The sequence below is a fragment of the Pseudarthrobacter sp. L1SW genome, assembly GCF_020809045.1.
Classification (GTDB): Bacteria; Actinomycetota; Actinomycetes; order Actinomycetales; family Micrococcaceae; genus Arthrobacter.
Window position 1 is genome coordinate 832,047 of the sequence record NZ_CP078079.1, and the last position, 25,888, is coordinate 857,934.

22 protein-coding genes and 1 tRNA gene are annotated in these 25,888 nt (G+C 66.3%); 16 read left to right on the forward strand and 7 right to left on the reverse strand.

The window, feature by feature from the left end:
* The first annotated feature begins 139 nt into the window (after positions 1-139).
* The 7 genes from KTR40_RS03940 (at position 140) to KTR40_RS03970 (ending at position 8,193) form a co-directional block, all read left to right on the forward strand.
* Positions 140-907: an NlpC/P60 family protein gene (locus KTR40_RS03940; protein WP_139028150.1), complete on the forward strand. Its 768-nt coding sequence runs from the start codon at positions 140-142 to the stop codon at positions 905-907.
* A gap of 269 nt (positions 908-1,176) precedes the next feature.
* Complete coding sequence (locus tag KTR40_RS03945) at positions 1,177-1,677, forward strand: HNH endonuclease (RefSeq protein ID WP_139028151.1); 501 nt, start codon at positions 1,177-1,179, stop codon at positions 1,675-1,677.
* 49 nt (positions 1,678-1,726) lie between these two features.
* Positions 1,727-2,389, forward strand: coding sequence for a molybdenum cofactor guanylyltransferase (locus tag KTR40_RS03950; RefSeq protein WP_228405320.1), 663 nt, complete (start codon positions 1,727-1,729; stop codon positions 2,387-2,389).
* Positions 2,386-2,679: a DUF6457 domain-containing protein gene (locus KTR40_RS03955; RefSeq protein ID WP_228405321.1), complete on the forward strand. Its 294-nt coding sequence runs from the start codon at positions 2,386-2,388 to the stop codon at positions 2,677-2,679. The genes KTR40_RS03950 and KTR40_RS03955 overlap by 4 nt, the downstream gene beginning before the upstream one ends.
* Positions 2,676-4,052, forward strand: a complete 1,377-nt coding sequence (locus tag KTR40_RS03960) for a molybdopterin molybdotransferase MoeA (RefSeq protein WP_139028152.1) — start codon at positions 2,676-2,678, stop codon at positions 4,050-4,052. Before KTR40_RS03955 ends, KTR40_RS03960 begins: the two co-directional genes overlap by 4 nt.
* A gap of 81 nt (positions 4,053-4,133) precedes the next feature.
* Entirely contained in the window at positions 4,134-5,012 is an 879-nt protein-coding gene (fdhD, locus tag KTR40_RS03965) for a formate dehydrogenase accessory sulfurtransferase FdhD (protein WP_139028153.1), read from the forward strand.
* Between the two features lie 130 nt (positions 5,013-5,142).
* On the forward strand, positions 5,143-8,193 hold the full coding sequence (locus KTR40_RS03970; RefSeq protein ID WP_228405322.1) for a glycoside hydrolase family 38 C-terminal domain-containing protein: 3,051 nt from the start codon (positions 5,143-5,145) through the stop codon (positions 8,191-8,193).
* A 275-nt stretch (positions 8,194-8,468) separates the two neighbouring features.
* Here the strand turns inward: KTR40_RS03970 and KTR40_RS03975 are convergent, their stop codons facing one another.
* Both KTR40_RS03975 and KTR40_RS03980 read right to left on the reverse strand, forming a co-directional pair.
* Positions 8,469-9,206 (reverse strand): hypothetical protein, encoded by a 738-nt coding sequence (locus KTR40_RS03975; protein WP_228405323.1) that lies wholly within the window; start codon positions 9,204-9,206, stop codon positions 8,469-8,471.
* Positions 9,203-9,937: a hypothetical protein gene (locus KTR40_RS03980; RefSeq protein ID WP_139028156.1), complete on the reverse strand. Its 735-nt coding sequence runs from the start codon at positions 9,935-9,937 to the stop codon at positions 9,203-9,205. Before KTR40_RS03980 ends, KTR40_RS03975 begins: the two co-directional genes overlap by 4 nt.
* 252 nt (positions 9,938-10,189) lie before the next feature.
* Between KTR40_RS03980 and KTR40_RS03985 the strand changes: the two genes are divergently transcribed.
* Both KTR40_RS03985 and KTR40_RS03990 read left to right on the forward strand, forming a co-directional pair.
* On the forward strand, positions 10,190-11,860 hold the full coding sequence (locus KTR40_RS03985) for an ABC-F family ATP-binding cassette domain-containing protein (protein ID WP_228405324.1): 1,671 nt from the start codon (positions 10,190-10,192) through the stop codon (positions 11,858-11,860).
* The gene (locus KTR40_RS03990) at positions 11,857-13,770 is read left to right on the forward strand and encodes an ABC transporter ATP-binding protein (RefSeq protein WP_228405325.1); all 1,914 of its coding nucleotides are present in this window, start codon (positions 11,857-11,859) and stop codon (positions 13,768-13,770) included. Before KTR40_RS03985 ends, KTR40_RS03990 begins: the two co-directional genes overlap by 4 nt.
* Here the strand turns inward: KTR40_RS03990 and KTR40_RS03995 are convergent.
* The 3 genes from KTR40_RS03995 to KTR40_RS04005 form a co-directional block, all read right to left on the reverse strand.
* Entirely contained in the window at positions 13,767-14,204 is a 438-nt protein-coding gene (locus KTR40_RS03995) for an NUDIX domain-containing protein (protein ID WP_228405326.1), read from the reverse strand. The genes KTR40_RS03990 and KTR40_RS03995 overlap by 4 nt on opposite strands.
* A complete protein-coding gene (locus tag KTR40_RS04000; RefSeq protein ID WP_228405327.1) occupies positions 14,201-14,719 on the reverse strand; it encodes a DUF6314 family protein in 519 nt (172 codons plus the stop codon). Before KTR40_RS04000 ends, KTR40_RS03995 begins: the two co-directional genes overlap by 4 nt.
* Before the next feature lies 1 nt (position 14,720).
* Positions 14,721-14,793: transfer RNA gene (locus KTR40_RS04005), tRNA-Arg, on the reverse strand.
* Between the two features lie 82 nt (positions 14,794-14,875).
* Here KTR40_RS04005 and KTR40_RS04010 point away from each other — a divergent pair.
* Positions 14,876-15,637 carry a DUF998 domain-containing protein gene (locus tag KTR40_RS04010; RefSeq protein WP_139028160.1) on the forward strand — a complete coding sequence of 254 codons (762 nt, stop codon included), beginning with the start codon at positions 14,876-14,878 and terminating at the stop codon, positions 15,635-15,637.
* On the opposite strand, the gene KTR40_RS04015 is transcribed toward KTR40_RS04010, so the two are convergent.
* Positions 15,630-16,259: a hypothetical protein gene (locus KTR40_RS04015; protein WP_228405328.1), complete on the reverse strand. Its 630-nt coding sequence runs from the start codon at positions 16,257-16,259 to the stop codon at positions 15,630-15,632. The two genes, KTR40_RS04010 and KTR40_RS04015, sit on opposite strands and share 8 nt — an antisense overlap.
* Before the next feature lie 32 nt (positions 16,260-16,291).
* On the opposite strand from KTR40_RS04015, the gene KTR40_RS04020 reads away from it, so the two are divergent.
* Complete coding sequence (locus KTR40_RS04020; protein ID WP_228405329.1) at positions 16,292-17,122, forward strand: inositol monophosphatase family protein; 831 nt, start codon at positions 16,292-16,294, stop codon at positions 17,120-17,122.
* Here the strand turns inward: KTR40_RS04020 and KTR40_RS04025 are convergent.
* Positions 17,119-18,666 (reverse strand): HNH endonuclease signature motif containing protein, encoded by a 1,548-nt coding sequence (locus KTR40_RS04025; RefSeq protein WP_228406017.1) that lies wholly within the window; start codon positions 18,664-18,666, stop codon positions 17,119-17,121. The two genes, KTR40_RS04020 and KTR40_RS04025, sit on opposite strands and share 4 nt — an antisense overlap.
* A 151-nt stretch (positions 18,667-18,817) precedes the next feature.
* Here KTR40_RS04025 and pcrA point away from each other — a divergent pair, with 151 nt between their 5' ends.
* The 5 genes from pcrA (at position 18,818) to sucD (ending at position 25,770) form a co-directional block, all read left to right on the forward strand.
* The gene (pcrA, locus tag KTR40_RS04030) at positions 18,818-21,361 is read left to right on the forward strand and encodes a DNA helicase PcrA (RefSeq protein ID WP_139028163.1); all 2,544 of its coding nucleotides are present in this window, start codon (positions 18,818-18,820) and stop codon (positions 21,359-21,361) included.
* Between the two features lie 92 nt (positions 21,362-21,453).
* Positions 21,454-22,746: a glycosyltransferase gene (locus KTR40_RS04035; RefSeq protein ID WP_228405330.1), complete on the forward strand. Its 1,293-nt coding sequence runs from the start codon at positions 21,454-21,456 to the stop codon at positions 22,744-22,746.
* Between the two features lie 6 nt (positions 22,747-22,752).
* Positions 22,753-23,463: a hypothetical protein gene (locus KTR40_RS04040; RefSeq protein ID WP_228405331.1), complete on the forward strand. Its 711-nt coding sequence runs from the start codon at positions 22,753-22,755 to the stop codon at positions 23,461-23,463.
* A gap of 223 nt (positions 23,464-23,686) precedes the next feature.
* The gene (gene sucC, locus KTR40_RS04045) at positions 23,687-24,856 is read left to right on the forward strand and encodes an ADP-forming succinate--CoA ligase subunit beta (protein ID WP_228405332.1); all 1,170 of its coding nucleotides are present in this window, start codon (positions 23,687-23,689) and stop codon (positions 24,854-24,856) included.
* An 11-nt stretch (positions 24,857-24,867) separates the two neighbouring features.
* A complete protein-coding gene (sucD, locus tag KTR40_RS04050) occupies positions 24,868-25,770 on the forward strand; it encodes a succinate--CoA ligase subunit alpha (RefSeq protein WP_013599990.1) in 903 nt (300 codons plus the stop codon).
* Positions 25,771-25,888 lie beyond the last annotated feature (118 nt).

Consider the following 25,888-nt stretch of genomic DNA (forward strand, 5'->3'; position numbering starts at 1 on the left):
CAGGAACTATTTCTTTGCTCCACACTTCCCGCTAACACCACATCCCCGTTCGGGGCGTGCCGGCGTACCCCCAAGATGCCGGCGCGTCCACATCCCTTGGTGCCCACAACGGCCCTGAGGAAAACGAAAGAGAGAACTGATGACTACTCGTGCTACCGCACGGCATCGCGCCGAGGTCACCAAAACCAACTCAATCGCCATCATCGCCAAGGCTGTCGGCGAGAACGCCGGTGGCGTAGGCCGCCAGGCGGCGGTCATCGCCGCTGCTTCCGGCCTGGTGCTGACCAGCGGCATTGCGGCAAACGCTGCCGACTCCAACGTCCAGCGCGATTCCGCTCCTTCCACCCTGGAAGTTGAATCCGCCGTCGAGGCACCCATCTCTGCTGCTTCCACCATCGCCATCACCTTCGAGAAGCCCGCCGTCACCACCACGCCGGCCCCGGTCATCGAAGAGCCTGCCCCTGTTGAGGTCCAGGAGGCCGAGCCGGCTCCCGCCGCCCAGCCTGCTGCTGCTCCCAAGGTCACCGCCAAGGTTTCCACGGCTTCGGCCCCCGCAGCCGCTCCTACCGCTTCCGCCAGCGGCAAGGGCGCAGCCATCCTGTCCGCTGCCTACGCCCAGCTGGGTGTTATGCAGGACTGCACCATGCTGGTCACGAACTCCCTGGCAGCAGTGGGGATCAACTTCCACGACTGGCCTGCAGGCTACCTCTCCCTGGGCCGCACGGTCAGTGCAGCAGAGGCCCAGCCGGGCGACCTGATCTACTACGCAGACGGAGGCGCCGGCATGGCGCACATCGCTGTCTACGCGGGCAACGGCCAGGCCGTCCACGGCGGCTACAACGGAAACCAGACGGTGGTCTTCAGCGCCAACGTCGGCTCCGGCCCCGTCTTCATCCGCGTGAACTGATTCCGGTATTCGGCTGTCCACCCGGGACGCAAAAGGACCCCTGCCCCACGGCAGGGGTCCTTTCCCCTTTAAGGGCCCGCTGCTTAGGGCCGCTGCTCCGGCCGTTCTGCAGGGGCCCTCGGCTGGGCCGACACGACAGTTCCGGAACAGGAATTAGCCGATAGCGCGCTTCTGTGTTTACTCTTGTGGTGTCGATCCATAGCCCGGACATGCCGAGGGCAGCCGGCCCTCGTGCCCCTGGACGGGTGCGGCCGTGAAGAGGTACGTGCATGCGCACTCTCGTTCTGAATGCTGGGTATGAGCCCCTGGCGGTGATCACTTTCCGCCGGGCGCTGGTGCTTGTGCTCACGGGCAAGGCCAGTGTGGTTGCCGAAGGCGATGATCCCGTGGTGGGACCGCAGGAAATCCTGGGCCGCCCGTCCGTGATCCTCCTGAACCGCTACATCCGTCCGAGGTACAACCAGGCCACGGCAGTCAGCCGCCGCGGAGTGCTCAGACGCGACGGGCACAGATGCGCCTACTGCGGAAAGGCGGCCCACACCATCGACCACGTCCAGCCCAAGTCCCGGGGCGGCGAGGACTCCTGGGAGAACCTGGTGGCGGCCTGCCTGCGCTGCAACAACGTCAAGGGCGACCATACGCCGGCTGAAATGGGCTGGAAGCTGCGTTTCGTCCCGGAGCCACCGCACGGAACCATCTGGCAGATCAAGGAACTCGAGAAGCCCACCCCCGCCTGGGACCCGTTCCTGCTGCCGGAGCGCGCAGCCTGACCGCAGCCCCCGGCGCGCCGACAGCGCCAACGATGGCTAGGCTGGGGGAATGGAACAGAACCGGCTGGACTTCGATGCGGTGATCCTGGCCGGCGGCCGGTCTTCCCGGCTCGACGGTGTGCCGAAGCAGGATTTGGTCTTCCGCCGGGACACGCTCCTCCAGCGCGCGCTGGCGGCTGCAGCAGGTGCTTCGCGAACGGTGGTGGTGGGCCCGGGGCCCGGACATACTGTTCCGGGGGTGCTGTTCTGCCGGGAACAGCCCGAGTTTGCAGGCCCGGCAGCGGCCATCTCCGCAGGGCTTGAGGCCCTCGCCCAGGAAGGGCGCGCGGCCGAGTTCACCCTGGTGCTGGCCTGCGACATGCCGCTGGTCCGGGACGCCATAGGGGCGCTGGCGGCTGCAGTGGCGCTGGGGGAGGCAGACGGCGCCGTGGCCCGCTCGGAAGACGGGCGGCTCCAGCCCCTTGCTGGTTTTTACCGCACGGCAGCGTTAAAAAGGTCGGCAGCGGAGCTCTCGTCCCGGGGTGCCCTTATTAACGGCTCGGTGCGCTCCCTCCTTGCTAGTCTGGAAGTGCAGCCTGTCACCGTCCCTGCAGGTTCCACGGCAGACGTGGATACCTGGGATGATGCCGCCGCACTAGGGATTGTCGCCGGAAACCAGGACAAGGGCCAAGGGCCGGCGCAGCCGCAGTTAAATAGGGAGGCACGTTCGTGAAAAGCCAGGATGAAACGCTGGAGGAGTGGTGCAGGTCCCTGCTCCAGGCCTATGAACTGGAGGACGTCCAGGTGGACGTTAATGCCATCCTTGCCCTCGCTGGTGTGGCCGCCCACGCGGTGGTACGTCCGGCGGCGCCGCTGACTACCTTCATTGCCGGTTACGCTGCCGGCCTTGCCTCCGGCTTGGGCCAGTCACCCAATGCTGCTTCCATGGAGTCCGCGCTGGCCGTGGCCCGTTCCCTGGCTGCCGACTACGATGCTGAAGCCGCCGGGGCTCCCGGCGAATGACGAAGGAGTCCCAAGAGGAAGCGGGCGCCTCCGAAACCGGGCAGCCGCGGCACCTCGACCACACGTGGGAAGAAGCCAGGCAGGCTGCCTTTGACGCCGGCACTCCGATCCCTGCCGGTCCCGTCCCCCTGGAGCTGGCCCTTGGGCGCCGGCTGGACCAGGACATTGTGGCCCTGCAGGAGATGCCCCACTACGCGTCGTCGGCGATGGACGGCTGGGCCGTTAGCGGCACCGGGCCGTGGATCCTGGTGGACGCAGGTGCGCCCCTGGCTCCGCACCAGGCCAGTCCCATCGCCACGGGGGGGCTCATCCCGCCCGGCGCCAAGGCGGTCCTGCGCAGTGAAAGCGCCCGCCTGGACAAGGACGACGACGGACTGCCCGTCCTGGTGACCGGCGGCACCGCACGCCCCGGCGAACCCCGGACGGGCCAGCACGTCAGGAAAGCGGGGGAGGAAGCCTCGGCAGGGGACATCCTGGTCAAGGCCGGGGTGGTGCTGAACCCCGCGCACCTGGCCCTCGCCGCCCTTGCCGGTTACGACGAGGTTGTGGTCCAGGGGAAGCCGCTCGTGCGGCTGCTGCTGACAGGTTCTGAAGTGGTGGAACGCGGCCTGCCCGTTCCCGGCCAGGTGCGTGACACTTTCGGCCCGCAGCTGCCGGCCGTGGTGGGCATGCTGGGCGGGCTTGCGGGCGGGCAGCAACGGATCGGCGATTCCTACGCTGAATGGCTTGCTGCCCTGGAGGACGTGGTCCCCGAGGTGCCGGGCACGCCGGACCTGCCGGCCGACGTCGTCATCACTACGGGCGGGACGGGAAAGTCCGGCACAGACCACCTCCGCCGCGCAGTAGGCGAGCTGGGCGGGCGGCTCATCATCGACGGAGTGGCCATGCGTCCCGGACACCCGGCCGTCCTGGCCGAACTTCCGGATGGGCGGTTCGTGCTGGGACTGCCGGGAAATCCCCTGGCCGCCATGATGGCCCTGTCCACGGTGGGGGCCCCGCTGCTCGCGGCGCTGGGACACCGGGCCCTGCCGGCCGTGCAGGAGGTCCCCTGCGGAACCACCCTCGACCCCGAACCCGGGCGCACGCGCCTGCTCCCGTTCCGCCTGCTTTACGGCATGGCCTCGCCGGCCCAGCACACGGGCCCGGGCATGATGCGCGGACTGGCCTCGGCCGACGGCGTCATGGTTGTGCCTCCCCACGGGGTGCAGCTGGGAGAACCGGTGCCCGCCTTTGCCCTTCCCTGGGGGCCGCCCATCCCCGCTCCGCCGGACCCCGCCGCCAAGCCGAAGGCGCGCAGCGGCGGACGGACAGGCCTGCCGGCCGCAAAGCCGGCGCCGGCAGGCCCCGTAGACTGGAGTGCACTCCTTGGCTGAGGCATGCCCGGATGGCGCAGCCCCGCTGGCATCGCCCCAATACGGTTGCGATGATGGAGAGATGAACAGGAACGGTGGGATATGGGACGCGTGACCCAGCGCCGCAAGGTGCACAAGTATGTGCTGGACGGCTCCCCGAATGCCCTTGAGTTCCCGGTCCGGTACCGGGAGGACGTCCTGGCGGTGGAAGAGCCGCTGGAAATCCGGCTGGGAAGCCTGTCCTTCTCGGTCACCATGCGCACCCCAGGGGACGACTTCGACCTGGTGGCGGGATTCCTGGTGTCCGAGGGCGTGATCTGGGAGTCCGGGCAGCTCGTTTCGCTGCGCTTTTGCGCCGGGGAAGACGAAAACGGAGTGCAGACCTTCAACGTCGTGGAGGCCCAGCTGCGGCCTGGCGTGGAGCTTCCGTCCATCGGCCGGCACGTCTACACCTCCAGCTCCTGCGGCATCTGCGGGACGGATTCCATAGAGTCCGTCCGGAAGTCCTCTCACTTCAGCCCCGCCGGGGATCCCCTGAATATCTCCGCGGAGGTCCTGGCCTCGCTTCCGGACATCCTCCGGGAGTCCCAGCGCCTTTTTGACGACACTGGCGGCGTCCATGCCGCCGGGCTCTTCAAGATAGGGGACGACGGCGGCGCGCAGCTTCTCTGCCTACGCGAGGACGTGGGGCGGCACAACGCGGTGGACAAGGTTGTGGGGTGGGCCCTCCGCGAAGGTCTGCTCCCGCTGCGCGGCACCGTGCTCCAGGTTTCCGGCCGGGCATCCTTCGAACTGGTCCAGAAAGCCGCACTTGCCGGAATCCCCGTCCTCGCGGCGGTCAGTGCGCCCTCGAGCCTTGCAGTCGAACTCGCCGAGGCCAGCGGAGTCACCCTCGCCGGTTTCAGCAGGGGAACAAGCCTCAACATCTACGCCGGTGACGGAAGAATCCGGCGGCCGGTGGCTGCGGCGCCGCCGTCATAGGCTTGGTTTGCGCGCAGGACACTGTCCGGGATGCGTTTTCCGAAAGGGTTGGTAAACGGGCTACCAGCGGGTAGATTTATCCATCGAATGGACAGCATCGTCCAGTCCCAAGCGCTAAAGAGGGCCCACATTGCATGACGACCGCCGGATAACGGAAGTCCGCCTCCAAAGGTTCGTGCGTGAGCGGATTAGCCCGGCGGTCTACAGCCGGAGCATTCCCCTTACCCTGAGCAGCTGGGACGCGCCCGATGAGCCTGTCCCCGCGCTGGAGGCAATGCGACAGGACTTCCAGCCACAGGAGCACGGGGCCCCATGGGGGAAACCTTGGGGGACCAAATGGCTCCGGCTCCAGGGCGAGGTCCCGGAATCATGGGGCACCGACCCCGACACCACCGTTGAAGTGTTGGTGGACCTGGGTTTCACGATCGAAATTCCCGGCTTCCAGTGCGAAGGCATGGCGTGGCGCCCGGACGGCACCATCATCAAGGCGGTCTCGCCCAGGAACCAGTACATACCGCTGAAGCTGCTGGGCGGCGGGATGGCGGTGGACTTCTACGTCGAGGCCGCTGCGAACCCGGACGTGGCGCAGGGCTGGACCTTTGCCCCCATGCCGTACGGCGACAAATCCACGGCCGGGACAGCGCCACAGTACCGGCTGGGGACCATTGCCATTGCTGAACTGAACCAGGCGGTCTGGGAACTCCAGCAGGATATTTGGACGCTTTCGGGCCTGATGGCTGAACTGCCCCTGGAACTGCCCCGGCGGCATGAGATCCTCCGGGCCCTGGAACGCATGATGGACGTTATGGACCCGGACGATGTTGCCGGCACCGCGGCAGCAGGACGGGAAGCGCTTGCCGAAGTACTGGCCCGGCCGGCCTACGCCTCCGCGCACCAGTTGGTGGCTACCGGCCACGCGCACATCGACTCCGCCTGGCTCTGGCCGGTGCGTGAGACTGTCCGCAAGTGTGCCCGGACATTCTCCAACGTGGTGTCCCTGATGGATGAACATCCGGACTTTGTGTTCTCCTGCTCCTCAGCCCAGCAGCTGGCCTGGATAAAGGAGCTCTACCCCGAGTTGTTCAGCCGCATCCGCGAGAAGGTCCGCTCAGGCCAGTTCATCCCCGTAGGCGGCATGTGGGTCGAATCGGACACCAACATGCCCGGCGGCGAGGCCATGGCGCGCCAGTTCGTGGAGGGCAAAAGCTTCTTCATGGCGGAATTCGGCATTGAATGCCACGAGGCCTGGCTGCCTGATTCATTTGGCTATTCCGCCGCGCTGCCGCAGATCGTCAAATCCGCGGGCAGCCGCTGGTTCCTGACCCAAAAGATCTCCTGGAACCAAACCAACAAGTTTCCCCACCACACCTTCAACTGGGAGGGCATCGACGGCACCCGGCTCTTCACCCACTTCCCGCCGGTGGACACCTACAACTCGGAGCTGACCGGCCGTGAACTGGCCCACGCGGAACGGAACTACCGCGACCATGGGCGCGGCACCGTGTCCCTGGTGCCGTTCGGCTACGGCGACGGCGGCGGCGGACCAACGCGGGAAATGCTGGCAGCAGCGGCCCGCACCGCCAACCTCGAGGGCTCGCCCAAGGTCCGGATCGGCTCAGCCGAAAGCTTTTTCCGGCAGGCGGAGGAGGACTACCCCGTCCTGCCCGTCTGGGTAGGCGAGATGTACCTCGAACTGCACCGCGGGACCTACACCAGCCAGGCCAGGACCAAGAAGGGCAACAGGCGCAGTGAGCACCTGCTGCGGGAGGCGGAACTGTGGTGCACCACGGCCGCCGTCCGTACCGGCGGCGCCTACGCCTACCCGGCCGCCGAGCTCAAGCGGCTCTGGCAACTGGTGCTGCTCCAGCAGTTCCACGACATCCTGCCGGGCAGCTCCATTGCCTGGGTACATCAGGATGCCGAGCGCAACTACCAGGCAATCGGTGAAGCCCTTGATGCCATTATCAGCCAGGCTGCCGCCGCCGTGCTTGGCAGCGGCGAACGCACGTTCCTGTTGAACGCGGCGCCGCATGCCAGGGCCGGCGTGCCCGCGCTGGCTGCGGGCGAACCGGCGCTGCCGGCGGAACAGGTCCACGCCAAGGCCCATGACGGCGGCTACATCCTGGACAACGGCGTCATCCGCGCGGTGCTGGACGGTAACGGGCTCCTCGCCTCGCTCGTAGACCATGCCACCGGCCGCGAAGCTATTGCCCCGGGCCAGCGCGGCAACCTCCTGGAACTGCACCGGGACACGCCCAACGAATGGGACGCCTGGGACATCGACGAGTTCTACAGGCGCAACGTCACGGCGCTGACGCAGGCCACATCCCTGCAGTTGAACCGGGAAGGGGCAGCGGCGACTGTAACCGTAGAGCGGCTTGCCGGTACATCCGCCGTTACGCAGTACATCAGCCTTGCGGCCGGCAGCCCGTCCCTGTCAATCACCACCTCCGTGGACTGGCAGGAACGCGAAAAACTGCTCAAGCTGGGTTTCGCACTGGATGTCCGTGCGGACAGGTCCGCCGCCGAGACGCAGTTCGGCCACGTCTTCCGGCCCACCCACACCAACACCTCATGGGAAACGGCCAAGTTCGAAATCTGCGCACACCGATGGATCCACGTGGCCGAGCCCGGATATGGCGTGGCCATTTCCAACTCCTCCACCTACGGGCACGACGTCATGCGGAACATCAGGGATTCCGACGGCGGCACCACCACTACCGTGCGGCTCTCACTGCTGCGCGCCCCGAAGTACCCGGATCCCGACGCCGACCACGGGCTGCATGAACTTACCGTCACCATCCGTCCCGGTGCCGGCATTGCCGATGCTGTGGAGGAAGGCTACCGCACCAACCTCGTTCCCCGGCTGGTCCGCGGCGCAACACCTGTGGAACCGCTCTTCTCCATAACGAACCCCGCTTTGGTCATTGAAGCCGTAAAGCTGGCGGAGGACGGGTCCGGCGATGTGGTGGTCCGACTGTACGAGTCGCTGGGCGAGCGCTCTGCGGGAAAACTTATGGCGAACTTCCCGGTGCGGCGCGTCACTGCCGTCGACCTGCTGGAGCGCCCAGTCCCGGCCCCCGGAGTGGAAACGCGCCAGGACGGTGCGGATCTGGTTTTGCGGCCGTTCCAGCTGGTGACTCTCAGGGTGTCCCGGGCGTCCGGCCCAGCGGCAAAGTGAGCTGAAGCGGCAAGGCCGGCAGGCAGCGGCAAAGTCAGCCCGCCGCCAAGGAGTAAGCCAAAGCAGTAGGGGCCTGGGCCCGGCAAAAAGGGCCTTAAATAGGCTGAGTGGGGGCGGTCCCCAACGTCCCGCCACCACTCATCCCCCCAATGCGTGCGTAGGCCCCCGGAGCGCTCGCGTTCAAGAATTTATCCCCGTTCGAAAACGCTTCGCGCTCCACCTTCACACATTCATGATTGTTTCACATTCTAATGATTTTGTGAAAGCAAGCCTTGTTACTTTTCGGTATATGTCCTTTTGCTGGACAAAGGCTTGCCGCTGCGCACCCGGGCGGCCCAGATCAGCGCCAGCCCCACCAGGTAACACAGCACAGCCGTGTAGTTGACCACGAACATGATGGCGGCCCACCCGGGAGGCACCAGGGGAAACAGCAGGCTGAGGCCGATCGCCACGCCGCCCAGGGCAAGGAGGCCGGCCGCCACCCGCACCAACACGGGCAACCGGCTCCGGACGGCCCGCACCATGGCGGGCAGCAGGACGAGGCCCACATACGCCGGGTAGGCGCGGCCGGCGGCGCCGTAGTACTGCGCCAGTATGGCGTTGTACCCGCTTTTTTCCGATAGTGCCGATAGTCCTGCCGAAGAGCCGGTGGTGTCCATCATGAAGAACACCACCGTCATCACCAGGGAAACGGCCGCCAGCACAACCATGCCCGCCTTCCCCGTGATGAGCCGGTGGGCACCTTCAGCGCCGAAGCCGCGCGTGACGCGTATCCCGATGAAATAGATGGCGGCGAAGATGATGAAGCGCAGCAGCAGGTTGGCAAGGTTGATGCCGCCCAGCGCCTGGTCGATGGCCACGTACGGCGCCTCGATGCTCAGGAGGATTGCCGCAGTCATCAGGGCGAAGATGTAGAAGAGGGACCTGTTCTCGCCGCGCAGGGCGCTGGGGATCCGGGCAGCCGCAACGAGGGCGCAGGTGGCAAGAGTGGACCACTGAAGAATTTCGATCATCCCAGGTTCTCCCAGATCTTTTCGGTCTGCGCCTGGTCCTGCTCCTGGCGCCGCAGCACCTTGCCCAGTGCCTGGAGCCTGTCGCCCGCCAAGGCGGTGAGGTCGCCGTCGGACAGGCTGTCCAAGGCGCCCTGCCGGGCGCCGGCCGGCCACCCGGCTTCTTCCTCCGTGATGAGGCCGGTGGCCACCAGCCCGCCGGTGGGTCCGACTCCGGCGGCGAGGGACGTGGCGATGGCCAGTTCGGGGGACAGCCGGTTCGCCGTCAGCTGGGCGGAGTAGTTCTGGGGCGCAACCCCGGTGGCAGCCGAGACGCGGTGCCGCACCTCGCCGTCGTCGATTGCATCAACCCAGTTCTTGACCGAGGTGGAGTGCGGGGCAGCGGAAAGCGGCGGCGGTTCCTTCCCCGGGGCGGCGGCCTCCATCGCCGGCCGGGACAGCAGTGCCCTCAGGAGGTCCGCCGTGGAAATCTGGCTCACCAGTTCGGAGCGGGTGGGCAGGGGCTGGGGGCCGGCCAGGTCCCGGTAGGCCTCGAAGGTGGCCAGGGCCGCAACAGGATTGACGCCGTAGGCGCGGCTGATGCTGACCACAGTGCCCACCGCGACTTTCCCGCGGACCAGCTGCTGGGCGAGCGTTGTCCGCTTGATTCCGGAGATCCTGCAGACATCTGCCGTACTGGCATCCGGCGCAATGCCTTGCAGCCAGCGCTGGAACGCCTTGGCGGGGATGGTCATGGAGGGCTCTCTGCAGAACGGGTGTTTCGTCGATTTTAGCCTGCCCGCGGCAGCCCAATTTTACCCGGGCCGCCCTTTCGACTATGCTTGATGGTCGAGCCCGTTGGTCCGTACACCCCCCAAGTCCGGACCAGCGGGTTCTTTTATGTCCTGCGGCCCGCGCGCCTTCCTCCCGGGCAATCGGCATGGTCCCGCCGGCCGGTTTTTGGGCAGGAAACCCGCTGCGGACGCAGCGGCGAAAGGATGGATCACATGACTGCAACCCTTGTAGCCAAGGACGTCTCCGGCGGTCATGACCACCGGCAGCTTTTCTCCGGGCTTTCCCTGACCGTCGCCCCCGGGGACGTTGTGGGAGTGGTGGGCGCCAATGGAGCCGGGAAATCGACGCTGCTCCGTCTCCTGGCAGGCGTGGACGAGCCGCAGGACGGCTCGGTCAGCCTTGCCCCTGCCGATGCCTTTGTGGGGTGGCTTCCGCAGGAGCATGAACGGGTGCCGGGCGAAACGGTTGCGGAATACGTTGCCCGCCGCACGGGATGCGCGCAGGCCACGGCCGAGATGGAAGCGACGGCGGAAGCGCTCGGAGCAGGTGCCCCGGGAGCAGATGACGCCTATGCGCTCGCTTTCGACCGGTGGATGGCTTCCGGTGCAGCCGACCTGGACGACCGGCTTCCCGCCGTACTGGCGGACCTGGGGCTGGAGACCGGGCCGGACGCGGCCATGACCGGCCTTTCCGGCGGGCAGGCCGCCCGCGTGGCGCTGGCTGCGCTGCTCCTGAGCCGGTTCGACGTGGTGCTGCTGGACGAACCCACCAATGACCTCGACCTGGAGGGCCTCGCCAAGCTCGAGGACTTCGTCAAAGGCCTGCGGGGCGGGGCCGTGCTGGTGAGCCACGACCGCGAGTTCCTGGCCCGCTGCGTTACCACGGTGGTGGAACTGGACCTGGCGCAGAATGCCGTGGCCGTTTACGACGGCGGCTATGACGCCTTCCTGGAGGAACGCGCCGTTGCCCGGCGGCACGCCCGCGAAAAGTACGAGGAATTTGCCGCCACAAAAGCGGACCTCGTTTCCCGGGCCCGGACGCAGCGTGAATGGAGCTCCCAGGGCGTGCGGAACGCCATGAAGAAAAGCCCGGACAATGACAAGATCCGCCGGGCCGCAAGCACCGAGTCCTCGGAGAAGCAGGCCCAGAAAGTGCGGCAGATGGAATCCCGCATCGCAAGGCTGGATGCGGTGGAAGAGCCGCGCAAGGAATGGCAGCTGCAGTTCTCCATCGGCAAGGCGCCCCGCTCCAGCTCCGTGGTTGCCACGCTCCGCGATGCGGTGGTTCGGCAGGGCGGCTTCACCCTCGGACCCGTCAACCTCCAGCTCAACGCCGGGGAACGGATTGGCATCACGGGGCCCAACGGAGCTGGAAAGTCCACCCTGCTGCGGCTGCTGCTGGGCGCCGTCGAGCCCGATTCCGGCAGTGCGGCCATGGGCGCCTCCGTGGCTATCGGCGAGATTGACCAGGCCCGCGGGCTGCTGGCCGGCCAGCTGACCCTGGCAGACGCCGTTGAGGCAGTCCTGGTGGATATGGCCGCGGCCGAGGTCCGCACCCTGCTCGCCAAATTCGGACTCAAGGCCGACCACACCTCCCGGACCGTTGACTCGCTGTCGCCGGGCGAGCGGACCCGGGCTGCGCTCGCGCTGCTCCAGGCCCGCGGCGTCAACCTCCTGGTCCTGGACGAGCCCACCAACCACCTTGACCTTCCCGCCATCGAGCAGCTGGAGGAGGCCCTGGAAAGTTATGACGGGGCGCTGCTGCTGGTGACCCACGACCGGAGGCTGCTGGAAAACGTGCGGCTGGATGTACGTTGGAATGTGGATAACGGCCGCGTCACTGAAGTGCTGGCCGCCAGCGCCCCGAAAGGCACCAAAAAATGAGTATGGACAGGGTTGCCTGGAGCTCCCTCTACAACATCACCCGCGCCTCCAGCGGATCCAAGCCGTTCTCGAAGGAGCTCCTCAAACGGGTGTTTGGTTTCGCGCGGCCGCACCGCGGCCGGCTGGTTGCCTTCGTGCTGCTGTCCATCGTGATGGCAGTCCTGGCCGTGGCAACACCGGTGCTCGCCGGCCAGGTGGTGGACGCGATCATCGCCAAGACGGACGCCGGAACGGTGGCCTGGCTCGCAATACTGATTGCGATCGTGGCTGTGGCCGAGGCAGGGCTGGGTCTCGTAACGCGGTGGTTGTCCGCTTCGATTGGCGAGGGCGTGATCCTGGACCTGCGCACCAAGGTGTTCGACCACGTGCAGAAGATGCCTATCGCCTTCTTCACCCGGACCCGGACCGGTGCGCTGGTGAGCCGGCTTAACAACGATGTGATCGGGGCCCAGTCCGCCTTTGCCGGCACGCTCTCCGGCGTGGTCAGCAATGTGGTGGCGCTGGCCCTCACCCTTGTTGTGATGCTGAACAAGTCCTGGCTCGTGACTGTGCTGGCGATGATCCTGCTTCCGATCTTCCTCATCCCCGCCCGCCGGATGGGCTCCAGGCTGGCCGAGTTGCGCCGTGAGGCCGCCGAGCACAACGCCACCATGGGCACGCAGATGACTGAGCGTTTTTCCGCCCCCGGCGCCACCTTGGTGAAGCTCTTCGGGCGCCCGGACGAGGAGTCCCGGGAGTTCGCACTCCGGGCCGGGCGGGTGCGGGACATCGGTGTCCGCACGGCGATGCTCCAGTTCACCTTCGTCACGGCCCTGACCCTGGTCTCCGCCCTGGCCCTGGCCTTGGTCTACGGCCTGGGCGGTTGGCTGGCGCTGGAAGGGCAGCTGGCCGCGGGCGACGTCGTTGTGCTCGCTTTGCTGCTCACCCGCCTTTACGCCCCGCTCACCGCACTCTCCAACGCACGTGTGGAAATCATGAGTGCCCTGGTCAGCTTCGAGCGCGTCTTCGAAATCCTGGACCTCAAGCCGCTCATCCGCCAGAAGCCGGATGCTGTGGAATCGCCACGCGGCCCGCTCTCCGTGGAGTTTGACGACGTCCGGTTCTCCTATCCATCGGCGGACAAGGTCTCGCTGGCCTCCCTCGAGGACGTTTCCACCCTGGACACCCGCGGCGGGGAAGAAGTCCTGCATGGGGTCAGCTTCCGGGTTGAACCCGGACAGACGGTGGCGCTGGTGGGCTCTTCGGGTGCCGGCAAATCCACCATCGCGCAACTGCTGGCCCGGCTTTACGACGTTGATTCCGGTGCCATCCGTTTTGGCGGCGGGAGGCCAGGAACAGGGGTGGATGTCCGCGACCTGACCTTCGACTCCATGCGGGAAACCCTGGGCATGGTCACCCAGGACGGCCACCTCTTCCACGAATCCATCGCCTCCAACCTCCGGCTGGCCAGGCCGGACGCCACGGAAGCGGACATGTGGGAAGCCATCCGGCAGGCCAGGCTGGAAACCATGATCCGCTCCCTGCCGGACGGGCTGGACACCGTGGTGGGGGAGCGCGGCTACCGGCTTTCCGGCGGTGAACGGCAGCGACTCACCATCGCGAGGCTCCTGATCGCCCAGCCACGGGTGGTCATCCTCGATGAGGCAACGGCCGCTCTGGATTCCACCAACGAAGCCGCCGTGCAGGCAGCCCTCGGTGCCGCGCTCGAGGGGCGCACCGCCGTCGTGATTGCGCACCGCCTGTCCACCGTCCGCGCCGCGGACGCGATCCTGGTGGTGGAGGGCGGCCGGATCGTGGAAGGCGGAACACACGCCGAACTGCTTGCTGCCGAAGGGCGGTACGCGGACCTGTACCGGACGCAGTTCGCCGAAGCCACCGCCGTGGTCCAGGAAGCAGTTCCGGAGTTCTAGGCTCCCAAAGGAGCTCCGCCGGGCCTGGCGGCGAGTTCCGGCAGGATGTGGTCCGTCAGCAGCGGTGCCAAGTCTTCGCCGGGTTCTGCGCCGCTGGCAAGGGCAGCCAGGTCCAGCCAGCGGATTTCTTCGATTTCCGCGGAGGGACGGGCCGTCCACGTGCCCGGCGCCAGGAAAACGGTTGCCTCGATATCCGTGGCGGCCTCGTTCGCGGCATCCGCAATCCAGACGCCCATCAGCTGCAGTTCGCCGGGATCGAGGACGATCCCAACCTCTTCAGCCAGCTCCCGGGCTGCCGCCTGGACGGCTGATTCGCCGGCCTCCGGCTTGCCGCCCGGGTGCATGAACATGGCTGTGCCACGCTTCCTCACCGTGAGGAGCCGGGCGGCGTCGTCGAACACGCAGACAGCGGAGACCACAATGCGGTCCTTCATGCGGCATCGCCGCGCATCCGGACCAGGAGGGAGGACAAGAGCAGGTCCTTCTTTGGCCCCTGCACGTCCCAGATGTAGCTGAACCGGTCGGCGTCCCCGTACGTGTAGGCGACGCGGTAGGTATCGGGATCGCACCAGTGCTTGTCGAGGTTGGCTTCCGGAGTGAAGCTCATGCTGTGGAAAGGGCGGCCGTCCGGGAAAAAGACGTCCAGTGCATCCGGGCGGGCTGTGCTTTTCAGCAGGTATTCGCGGGAGGCGGGCCCTGTAAAGGATGGCCAGCGCATGGTGCCTTCTTCGCGCAGGGACAGGCCGGCGTCGTCCGTGGGAACAAAATGCACGACGCCGGAAAAGGTGCCGCGGATGCCTCCGGCGCGGTCCAGCAGGTCCCGCTGGACGGTCCACAGCCCCACCTTTGCTGCGCCAAGGTCCTCGGCACCAACGTGTCCGGGCCCATTGGGCCGGCTGGTGCCAAGGAGGTAGGCGCGGAGCTGGAACCCCGGGGAAGGATAGTTCAAGTGCCCTCGATTGGAATCGAACCAACGACACCGGCTTTAGGAGAGCCGTGCTCTATCCACTGAGCTACGAGGGCTTGCGTCCGTAGGATCGGCGGGCCAGTCCGGCCGGACACGGATACAAGCATACAAGGTGCTGGGCCGTACTACGCTCAAGGCATGAGTTCAGCGCCGTCCGCAGCCCCCGCCGTCGCCTTCATTCCGGACACTACGTCCACACGGCAATACATTGGCGCGTGGTCGGTGCTGAGCGTGCTGCAGTACTTCGCGGCCGAGGCCGCAGTGATCGGGGCCTGGGCAGGACCCACGGCCTACGACCTCCGGACTGGCTATATCAGCGACCTGGGTGCGCTGAACTGCGGCGTCTATGACGGCCGCCAGGTGTGTTCCCCGCTCAACTGGCTGATGAACGCCTCGTTCGTGGTCCAGGGGCTGGGGATGCTGCTGGGTGCTGTTCTGCTGACTTCCGGGCTGCTGTGCGTCGCGGCCCGGGCGGACCTGCGGGTTCAGCCGCGGCGGAGGCCCTGGCTGGCGGCCGCGTGGGTGCGGATCCTGACCGGGGCCGCCGGGGCAGGGACTGTGATCGTGGGGCTGGTCCCCGAGGACGCCGGCTCCAACTGGCATCTCGTGGGCGCCGTGGTGTACTTCCTTGCCGGGGCGGCTGCCCTGCTGCTCCTGGGCATCCTTTGGCTGCGGAAAACAGCTTTCGCCTGGTTCATCCTCGCCTGCGGTGCTGTTTCGTCCGCTGCTTTGGTGACCGGCGGACTGACGCGCATGGAGGTGCCGGAGCCCGGCACCCTGGAGCGGCTGATGGGCTATCCCGTCACGGTGGGCATGGCCACCGCGGGCCTGGTGATCGCGCACCGGGTGCACCGGCACCGCAAGGAGGTCCGGGCCCGCGCCGCGGCCGCGGTCAGCTAGCGGCCTTCGGCTTCCGGGAACCGAGGATGACTGCGGCGGCGCCCGCGAGGAGGCTGAGGACCAGCAGGACCCAGCCGGAAACGGTCAGTCCGGATGCAAGTGCCACCTGGCCGGCGTCGGCCGTGTCCGAGGCCAGCACGCCGTCGATGGCCACGTTGCCCCAGAGCCGCACCACGACGAAGAGCAGCGGGATGGCCCAGAGGGCCCAGCGGAGCGCCTTCCGGGCTGTGTTGGTCCCGATCAGCAGCAGCCAGCTGAACCCGAAGATCAGCGGAAACAGGGTGCCCGCCGTCTTGTGCACGTAGTTGAGCTGCCCCCGGGCGTCACCGTCCATGGCGGCGTGCAGGGTGCTGATGTAGGCGTGGTCGAAACCGCCAATGAGCGAGTCCGGCATGGCCAGGCCGCCGGAGAGCTGCCGGAGCTGGTCCAGGGTCAGCAGGTGGAGGTACCAGAAGAGGAACAGGCTGGCCACCACGCCCGCGATGAGGATGAGGTTGCTGTTGGTTTGGGCTTTTTGCGGGGTACGGGCCGTGGTGGGGTTCACCACGGGCGGGAGGTGGTGCTGGGGTACCGCCGCCTTGGAACCGTGCTTCTTGATCCGCTGGGCAGGTGTCTTGGCCATGGCACCATTATCGCGCCCCATAAACTGATGCCATGACCATTGGCAGGCACAGCGCTGTTGAACTTGACCCTTCACTTGACGACTACCAGCTTGCAGCAGCCTTGGTGCGGGAGGCCGGCCAGTTGGCGCTCCTCATGCGGATGGCAGGGCTGCAGTCGCGGCAAAAGACGTCCATTTCGGACGTGGTGACCGCGGCCGACCACGCCGCCGAAGCCTATGTGCTGGAGCAGCTGCAGCGCTGCCGGCCCCAGGACGGCATCCTGGGTGAGGAAGGCGCGTCGGTGCAGGGGAGCAGCGGCCGGACGTGGGTGATTGATCCCGTGGACGGCACCTACAACTTCCTGCACGGGTCCACGTACTGGTGCTCGGCCATCGCCCTGAAAGACCAGTCCGACGTTGTGCTCGGCGCCATCTTCCAGCCGGAGGAGGACAAGCTCTGGCTGGGCGGGCGGGTGCACCCCGCCAGCCTGAACGGTGAACCGCTGACGGTGTTTCAGGACAACAAGGGTGAGCGGAACGCCACCGCCGTTGCCGAGCTGGGGGCGGCCACCTACATCCACCCCAGCTGGTTGATGGACCCGCTCTGCGCCATGCCCTGGCATGCGGCAGCGACGTCGGCCGCAGCACTGCGGATGCTCGGCTCCGGCTCCTGTGACCTTGGCCGGGTGGCGGACGGACAGATCGGTTGCTGGTTCCAGCACAGCTGCCCGGAATGGGACTGGCTGCCCGGCAAGGCGATTGTGCGGGCCGCCGGCGGCGCTGTGGACACCGTGCGCGTCAACGGCCTGGAATGGTTCATGGCTGGGGGCACGACGGCGGTACGCGAGCTCCGTGCAGCCCTCCAGTCGGGCTCCGTGGCCTAGGGTCCAGCCGCGGCAGGGACCAAGGGCTTAGGCGGTGCGACGTGGCCAAGGACGAGGACAGCCGGCTGCTTGGGCCTGGGGAACTGTGCGGTTCCGGGCAGTGGTGGTGCGGTGGAGTGGTAGGTGTGGCCGGTGGGTGTTCGGAGTTCGACTGAGTGGCGCTGCCCTGGTTGGGTGACTGGCCGGGCGGTCCAGCCGGGGTTTTCTTTGGTGTGGTTGCAGGCTTCGCAGAGGCCTTGGCCGTTGTGGCTGGTGGTGGGTCCGTTGGTGTGCCAGGGGATGATGTGGTCGTGGTGGCGGATCGGGGCGTCGCAGTAGGGCGTGCGGCAGGTGTCGTCCCGGACCTGGAGGAAGCGGCGAAGTCCTGGCGGGAAGAGCCGGGCCTTGGAGTCCATCGCGACCAGTTCGCCCTCCGCTGGCGTTGTGTAGAGCCGGCGCAGCCAGACCTGAAGTTCGGTATTCTCCGCGCTGCCCGCGGACCCGGAATCAGTTGCCGGACCAGCCGCCCCGGGGCCGGCAGACTCCGGCCCGGCCACTGCGCCGAGCACTGCTTTCCGTGCCCATTGGGCGGGGACGGTGCCGTAGCCGGTGAGGCGGGCTGGTTCGCTGTCGCCTTGGAGGAGGGTGCGGTCGGTCATGACGAGCTGGATGTCGATGCCGGTGATCCCGGCCGGGGTCCCGGTGAGGCACTCAACCAGGCGGTCGGCCATGATCTGGCCCTTGCCCCGGCCGTTCCCAGTGCCCCGGCTGTCACCGGTGGCCCGGCCGTCTCCGGAGGCCCGGCCGTCTCCGGTGGCTCGGACGGTGTCAGCGTGCCGGGTCAGGGCCGCGTAGGCGGCAACGCCCTGGGCGACCGGAAGCAGGGCGGTCAGGCGGGTCATGGTGTCCGGTGCCGGGCGCAGCGTCACGGTCCGCTCGTTGGCGGCCCGGGATGCCCGCTGTGCGACCGAGGACGGGTCCCGCCGGTACGCCGCGGCCCGGGCGGCCGCGGTCACGGCCCGGTCCCCGGCACCGGCCATGGACCCTGTATCGGCGGCGAGTTCCTCGTCCACGGCGCACCGGTCCTCGGCGGACAGGCAGGCGGTTTCCTTCACCACGAGGGTGGCGCGCCATTCGTTCAGCTGCCCGGACTCCAAAGCGGCCAAGGTCCGCGGCATCTCGGTGGCCAGTGCCCTGGCAAGGCCCAGGAGCCTGCCTCCACGGGCCGGGGACTCCCGACGCGCCAGCGCTATCTCGGCCCCCACACCCGCACCCCGGTCAGCGGCAGGGACGCCGGCGGCGGCCTGTTCCTGCCGCACGTCGTGATCGTAGGCCACTGCGATCCGTGCCTGCTTCGCGGCAACCGCGGACTTCACGTCCTCGAATTCCCGTATCTGGCTGATCTTTCCCGGACCATCCTTGACGACGGGAACAGCAGCCAGCAACGCAAGGACATCAGCAACACAAGGCCCAGGGAGGCCTCCCGCGTCCGGGCCGGAGCCCGTCTGTAGACCCGACTCTGTTGCCAGACCTGCCCCCGTCTGCTTGCCCGCTTCGGCATCCATCCGGGCCGCCGCCGTCGTTTCCGCTTCCATACGCCGAGCCTTCCAGCCCGTGCCGCACTCGGCACGCACTCCTCAGCGCTATGTGGATAAAGCCTTGTAATCCACAGCCTGGAACCGGGTGTCGGCCCCACCGCCTAGACTTGTAGGCACCATGGATATGTTGTTTGACCCGTACTCTGACGGACCGTTCAAGGCCGCTTCCGCAACGGCTGCCCGCACCAAGTCGCGCCCTGAAGGCGCTACGGCGGCTGGTCCTGGCGGTGCCGCGCCCTGGGAGAACCTGCAGCGTCCGGGGCTGCCCGGTGGCCAGAATGGTGAAGATCGGCCCCAGGCGGAAGGCCAGCACCACGGCAGTCGGCGGCCGGATGCGGCCCAGCTGCTGGAGGGGCTGAACCCCCAGCAGGAAGAGGCAGTCAAACACGTCGGTCCGGCGCTGCTGATCGTGGCCGGCGCCGGTTCGGGCAAAACCCGCGTGCTGAGCAACAGGATCGCCTACCTCATTGCCACCGGACGGGCCCACCACGGCGAAATCCTGGCCATCACCTTCACGAACAAGGCCGCCGCGGAAATGCGGGAACGCATCGAAAAGCTCGTGGGTGGACGTGCCAAGATCATGTGGATCTCCACCTTCCACTCATCCTGCGTCCGTATCCTCCGGCAGGAGGCGGCCAATGTTGGCTTGAAGTCGAACTTTTCCATCTACGACTCCGCGGACTCGCTCCGCCTGGTCACCCAGGTATCGAAAGCCCTGGACCTGGACCCCAAGAAGTTCGCGCCCAAGGCCATCCAGCACAAGATCTCGGCGCTGAAGAACGAACTCATTGATGCTGACTCGTACGCCTCTGCGGCGAACTATAACGATCCCTTTGAGCAGGCCGTCGCCGACGTCTTCAAGGGCTATACCCAGCGGCTGCGGCAGGCGAACGCCATGGACTTTGACGATCTCATCGCGGAAACCGTCTACATGTTCCGTGCTTTTCCCGCACTCGCCGAGTCCTACCGCCGCCGCTTCAGGCACGTGCTTGTGGACGAGTACCAGGACACCAACCATGCCCAGTACGCGCTGGTCCGGGAAATCGTGGGGGAAGGACCAGGTGCGTCAGAGCTGACGGTGGTGGGTGATTCCGATCAGTCCATCTACGCGTTCCGCGGCGCCGACATCCGCAATATCGTCGAGTTCGAAAAGGACTACCCCGAGGCCCGCACCATCAAGCTGGAGCAGAACTACCGTTCCACCCAGAACATTCTCAACGCAGCCAACTCCGTCATCTCAAGGAATCCCAACCGTCCCGAGAAACGGCTGTGGACGGCCGAGGGTGACGGCCACAAGATCATCGGCTACGTCGGCGAGAACGAGCACGACGAAGCCCAGTTCATTGCCAAGGAGATCGACCGCCTGCAGGACGAGGACAACCTCCGGCCCGGCGATGTGGCCATTTTCTACCGCACCAACGCCCAGTCCCGCTCCATCGAAGACGTTTTGGTGCGTGTGGGCCTGCCCTACAAGGTTGTGGGCGGCACGCGGTTCTACGAGCGCAAGGAGATCAAGGATGCCCTCGCCTACCTGCGCGTCCTGGTCAACCCCGACGACGACGTCAACCTGCGGCGGGTGCTTAACGAACCAAAGAGGGGCATCGGGGACCGGGCCGAAGGTGCCGTAGCGGCGCTGGCCCAGCGTGAGCGTACCTCCTTCATGGCTGCTGCGCGCCGGGCAGACCAGGCTCCCGGAATGGCAACCCGGTCCGTCAATGCCGTCCTCGGCTTTGTGAAGCTGCTGGATGACCTGGCCGAGGTGGCTGCTGGTTCGGGCGCGGCGGCGGCGCTGGAGGCAGTCTTGGAGCAGACCGGCTACCTCGCTGCCCTGCGCGCAAGCACCGACCCCCAGGACGAATCCCGGGTGGAAAACCTGGCCGAACTCGTTGCCGTGGTGCGTGAGTACGAGCAGGAGAACCCGGAAGGGACACTCGAAGCGTTCCTCGAGCAGGTTTCCCTGGTGGCAGACGCTGACCAGATCCCCGACGCACCCGGGGCGGACATTGATGCTGCCGTCGCCGAGGCCAAGCGGCTTGGAGTGGTGACCCTGATGACACTGCACACCGCGAAAGGCCTGGAGTTCCCGGTGGTGTTCCTGACCGGCATGGAGCACGGACTGTTTCCACACCAGCGCTCAGCCACCGATCCCAAGGAACTGGCCGAGGAACGCCGGCTTGCCTATGTAGGGCTCACCCGCGCGCGGAAACGGCTCTACGTCACCCGCTCCGAGGTCCGCAGCATGTGGGGACAGAGCCAGTACAACCCGGCCAGCCAGTTCCTCGAAGAGATTCCCGCCGAGCTCCTGGAATGGAAGCGCGAAGGAACCAGCAGGCAGGGCGGCTGGGGGAGCAGCGGTTCCATTGGCTCCAGCCGCTACAGCGGGTCCTTCTGGGGCGCCGGGACTGCGCGCGGCGCGTCGGCGGATGCCTCGGCCGGGTTCAATGCCGATGTTCCCGCCGCCATCGCCCGAAACAGGGTGCAGCCGCAGAAGGAAATTGTGGCAGTCAGCGTGGGGGACAAGGTCAACCACACCAGCTTCGGCAACGGAACAGTCCTGGCGCTTGAGGGAGCGGGAGACAAGACAGTGGCCAAGGTGAAGTTCGACGTCGGCGAGAAGCGGCTGCTCCTGCGGTACGCGCCCTTGACGAAACTCAGCGCCTAAAAACCGGAACGGGGCGCTTGCCCGTCTCCGCCCTCGGTACTACAGTTCAGGAACCCTTCCCCAGCAACCGCATCCGAAGTCGGAGTGGGACCATGAACATCCTGTTCGCGAGCCAGGCAATTGACGGCCACTTCAATCCGATGACCGGAGTGGCCATGAAGCTGAAACAGCGCGGCCATGACGTCCGCTGGTACACGGGCCCGGTGTTCGCCGGCAAGCTCCAGGACCTCGGGATTCCCTTCTTTCCCTTCAAGCGGGCCATTGAACACCGCGCCGACAACCTCTTTGATCTGTATCCGGAACGGGCGAAACTCAAGGGACCCAAGGCCATCGGTTTTGACGGTGAAAAGATCTTCGCCAGCAACATCAGCAACCTCTTTGAGGACATCCGGGAGCTGGACCAGGAATTCCCCTTCGATGCCCTGGTAGTGGACCACTCCATGTTCATCCAACGGCTTGTTGCGCACTTGCTGGACAAGCCGGTGGTCAATGTAGTGGTGATCCCCAACATGGAAAGCGATCCGCTGGTGCCACCGCTCTTCTTCGGCTTCCGGCCGCCGCGGAACCCTGCCGAGAAGGCTCTGCAGGGCACCGCCGGGCTGTTGTCGGACAAAGTCATTCTCCGTCCGGCCCACAAAAGTTACCGGCGCCAGCACAGCTTCTATGGCCAAGAGGTGCCCAAGGGGGCCAGGCTCACCGACGATGCCTACCGGTGCTCGGATGCCGTCATCCAGGCCGGCACCGAGTCCCTTGATTTTCCGCGCCGCAACAGGAACCCGAAGGTGAGATATGTCGGGGCGCTCCTGCCATACCGGCGTCCCGGCGCTGGAGACCGGGAAGAGCTGCCGGAGGGATATCAAAGGACCATTGTGGTCACCCAGGGCACACTGGATAACACGGACCAGAACAAGCTCATCATTCCCGCGTTGGAGGCGCTCAAGGACATGGATGCACTGGTCATTGTGGCAACAGGCGGCAGGAAGTCCGCGGAACTGCGTGCGCGCTACCCCCAACCGCATATCCACATCCGGGACTACGTGGATTTTGCCGCGGTGTTTGACTCCACGGATGTCTTTATCACCAACGGCGGTTTCGGCGGGGTGCAGCTTGCCCTTTCCGCGGGCGTCCCGCTGGTGGTGTCTGGCATCAATGAAGGCAAGAGCGACGTCAACGCAAGGGTGGAGCATGCCGGAGCCGGCATCAACCTCCGGAGCGAGGCTCCCACGCCGGAGAAGATCCGCGCGGCCGTGCGTTCCATCCTGGCCGACCCGCAGTGGAAGAACCGCGCCCAGCAGATGCGGGAGGACTTCGCACGGCAGGACCCGGCACAGGCAGCAGCAGAAGTCGTCGAAAATGTTCCTGGCTCCAGGCGGCCGCCGGTGTGAAGCATAATGGAGCCCATGCGACGGACCATGTGGGGGACACTCGCCGCCCTGTTCCTGCTCGGCGCCACCGGGTGTGCTGTGACGGTGGAGGACCCCGGGTATGTGGCCCCGCCGCCGCTGCCACCCATGGAACAGTTGGAGCAGGCAGCCCTGGCTGACCCGGAGGACTTCTCCGGCGGAGCTGATGGCGTCCTCTCGTTCATCACGGAGGACCGGACAGTGGCGTGCTCCCTCACGGCAGCCAGGGGGCCGCACATCAACCTCCCGTATGAGCAGAACAGCTTCGGCGACAGCGAAAACAACAAACTGGCCATCGTGCCGGTGGCCCACTGCGAATTGGCAAGGTACCCCAAGCCGCAGACGGACGACGTCAAAGACAACTGTGCCGGAACGGACCTCGGCTACCTGGGCGGGGTTGCCCTGCTGACGCCTGACACCGCAACCTACGGCGAGTGCCGTTCCGGCGTCACACAAATGGAGGCAGCGTACGGCCCCCGAGGCAGCAAGGCAGGACCGCTGGCGCAGCTGCAGGTCCTGGCAGGCGGGAAAAACCTCGAACGCAACGGGCTGCGCTGCTCTGCCTACAACGGCGGCGTAGCGTGCGGAAACGTCTCTGCCGGCGTCGGTTTCTTCGTGTCACCGGATCATTACGAACTGATCCCAAGGCCGGCCGAAACCGCCCCGGCGGCCACGGCAGGGGCCTCAAAAACCCCGTAATTCCGCGGTTTTTCTACGCTTCATAGAATAGTGTCCTTACTCACATAAGGGGTACTCTGGGACGGGCCGGTCCCTTCAAAGGACTAGAGTTCCCAATGGAGCATCACGCCGCGTGGCTCGTTTCCAACAGGCCGCCGGTGCGTGCAATTCCGCAGCCCGGTCATCGTCTTGCGATGGTGTCCGACTGTACAGAAACTACTTCGACGTAGAAGGACACTAAACCGTGGACCTGTTTGAATACCAGGCGCGCGATATGTTCGAGGCGCACGGTGTACCCGTGCTTGCTGGCATCGTGGCGTACACCCCAGAAGAAGCAAAGGCAGCTGCCGAGAAAATCGGCGGCGTTACTGTCGTTAAGGCACAGGTCAAGGCTGGCGGCCGCGGCAAGGCCGGCGGCGTCAAGGTGGCAAAGTCCGCGGATGAGGCACTTGAACACGCCACCAACATCCTGGGCATGGACATCAAGGGCCACACCGTCAACAAGGTGATGATTGCCCAGGGTGCGGACATTGCCGAGGAGTACTACTTCTCCGTCCTGCTGGACCGGGCCAACCGCAACTACCTGGCCATGTGCTCGGTTGAGGGCGGCATGGAAATCGAACAGCTCGCCGTCGAACGCCCCGAGGCGCTCGCCAAGATCGCCATCGACCCCGCAGTGGGAATCGACCAGGCAAAGGCAGACGAAATCGTCGCAGCCGCAGGCTTCGCTGAGGAACTGCGCGGCAAGGTCGCCGCTGTGATCCTCAAGCTCTGGGACGTCTTCAAGAAGGAAGACGCCACCCTGGTGGAGGTCAACCCGCTCGTCAAGACCGGCGCCGGCGAAATCGTAGCCCTCGACGGCAAGGTCTCCCTCGACGAGAACGCCGAGTTCCGCCACGCCAAGCACGCCCTCCTCGAGGACAAAGACGCTGCTGACCCGCTTGAGGCCAAGGCAAAAGCGCAGGACCTCAACTACGTCAAGCTGGACGGTGAAGTAGGCATCATCGGCAACGGTGCAGGCCTGGTGATGTCCACCCTGGACGTCGTCGCCTACGCCGGCGAGAACCACGGCAACGTGAAGCCCGCCAACTTCCTGGACATCGGCGGCGGAGCATCCGCAGAGGTCATGGCCGCCGGACTGGACGTCATCCTCGGTGATGAGCAGGTCAAGTCCGTCTTCGTGAACGTCTTCGGCGGCATCACCGCCTGTGACGCCGTGGCCAAGGGCATTGTTGGCGCGCTGGCCGAACTGGGCCACTCCGCGAACAAGCCGCTGGTAGTCCGCCTCGACGGAAACAACGTCGAGGAAGGCCGCCGCATCCTGAACGAGGCCAACCACCCGCTGGTAACCCTGGCCGCCACCATGGACGAGGGCGCCGACAAGGCAGCCGAGCTCGCCAACGCAGCTAAGTAAAGGGACGCACCATGTCTATCTATCTGAACAAGGACTCCAAGGTCATCGTCCAGGGCATCACCGGCGGCGAAGGCACCAAGCACACCGCCCTGATGCTCAAGGCGGGCACCAACATCGTTGGCGGCGTCAACGCCCGCAAGGCCGGCACCACCGTCCTGCACGGGGACAAGGAAATCACCGTCTTTGGCACCGTGAAGGAAGCCATGGCGGAAACCGGTGCCGACGTCTCCATCGTCTTCGTGCCGCCGGCATTCACCAAAGCCGCAGTGGTTGAAGCCATCGAGGCGGGCATCGGCCTTGTCGTCGTCATCACCGAAGGCGTTCCGGTCCAGGACTCCGCCGAGTTCTGGGCGCTGGCCCAGTCCAAGGTCGACGCCGACGGCAACCAGGTCACCCGCATCATCGGGCCGAACTGCCCCGGCATCATCACCCCCGGCGAATCCCTGGTGGGCATCACCCCTGCCAACATCACCGGCAAGGGCCCCATCGGCCTGGTTTCCAAGTCGGGCACCCTGACCTACCAGATGATGTACGAACTGCGCGACCTGGGCTTCTCCACCGCGATCGGCATCGGCGGCGACCCCATCATCGGCACCACGCACATCGACGCCCTGGCGGCGTTCGAGGCTGACCCCGAGACCAAGGCCATCGTCATGATCGGTGAGATCGGTGGCGACGCCGAAGAGCGCGCAGCCGACTTCATCAAGGCCAACGTCACCAAGCCCGTGGTTGGCTATGTTGCCGGCTTCACCGCTCCCGAGGGCAAGACCATGGGCCACGCCGGCGCCATCGTCTCCGGTTCCGCCGGAACCGCCCAGGCCAAGAAGGAAGCCCTTGAAGCCGCTGGCGTGAAGGTCGGCAAGACGCCGTCCGAAACCGCCAAGCTGCTGCGCGAGGTTTACGCAGCCCTCTAGGCTGCGAAGCAGTACAGCTGTAAAGCGGGGCAACCTGCCGGCCTTCGGGACGGCAGGTTGCCCCGCTTTTTTCTGTCAAGTACGACGACGGCAGGCCGCCTCCGCGGCGGTTTCTAGG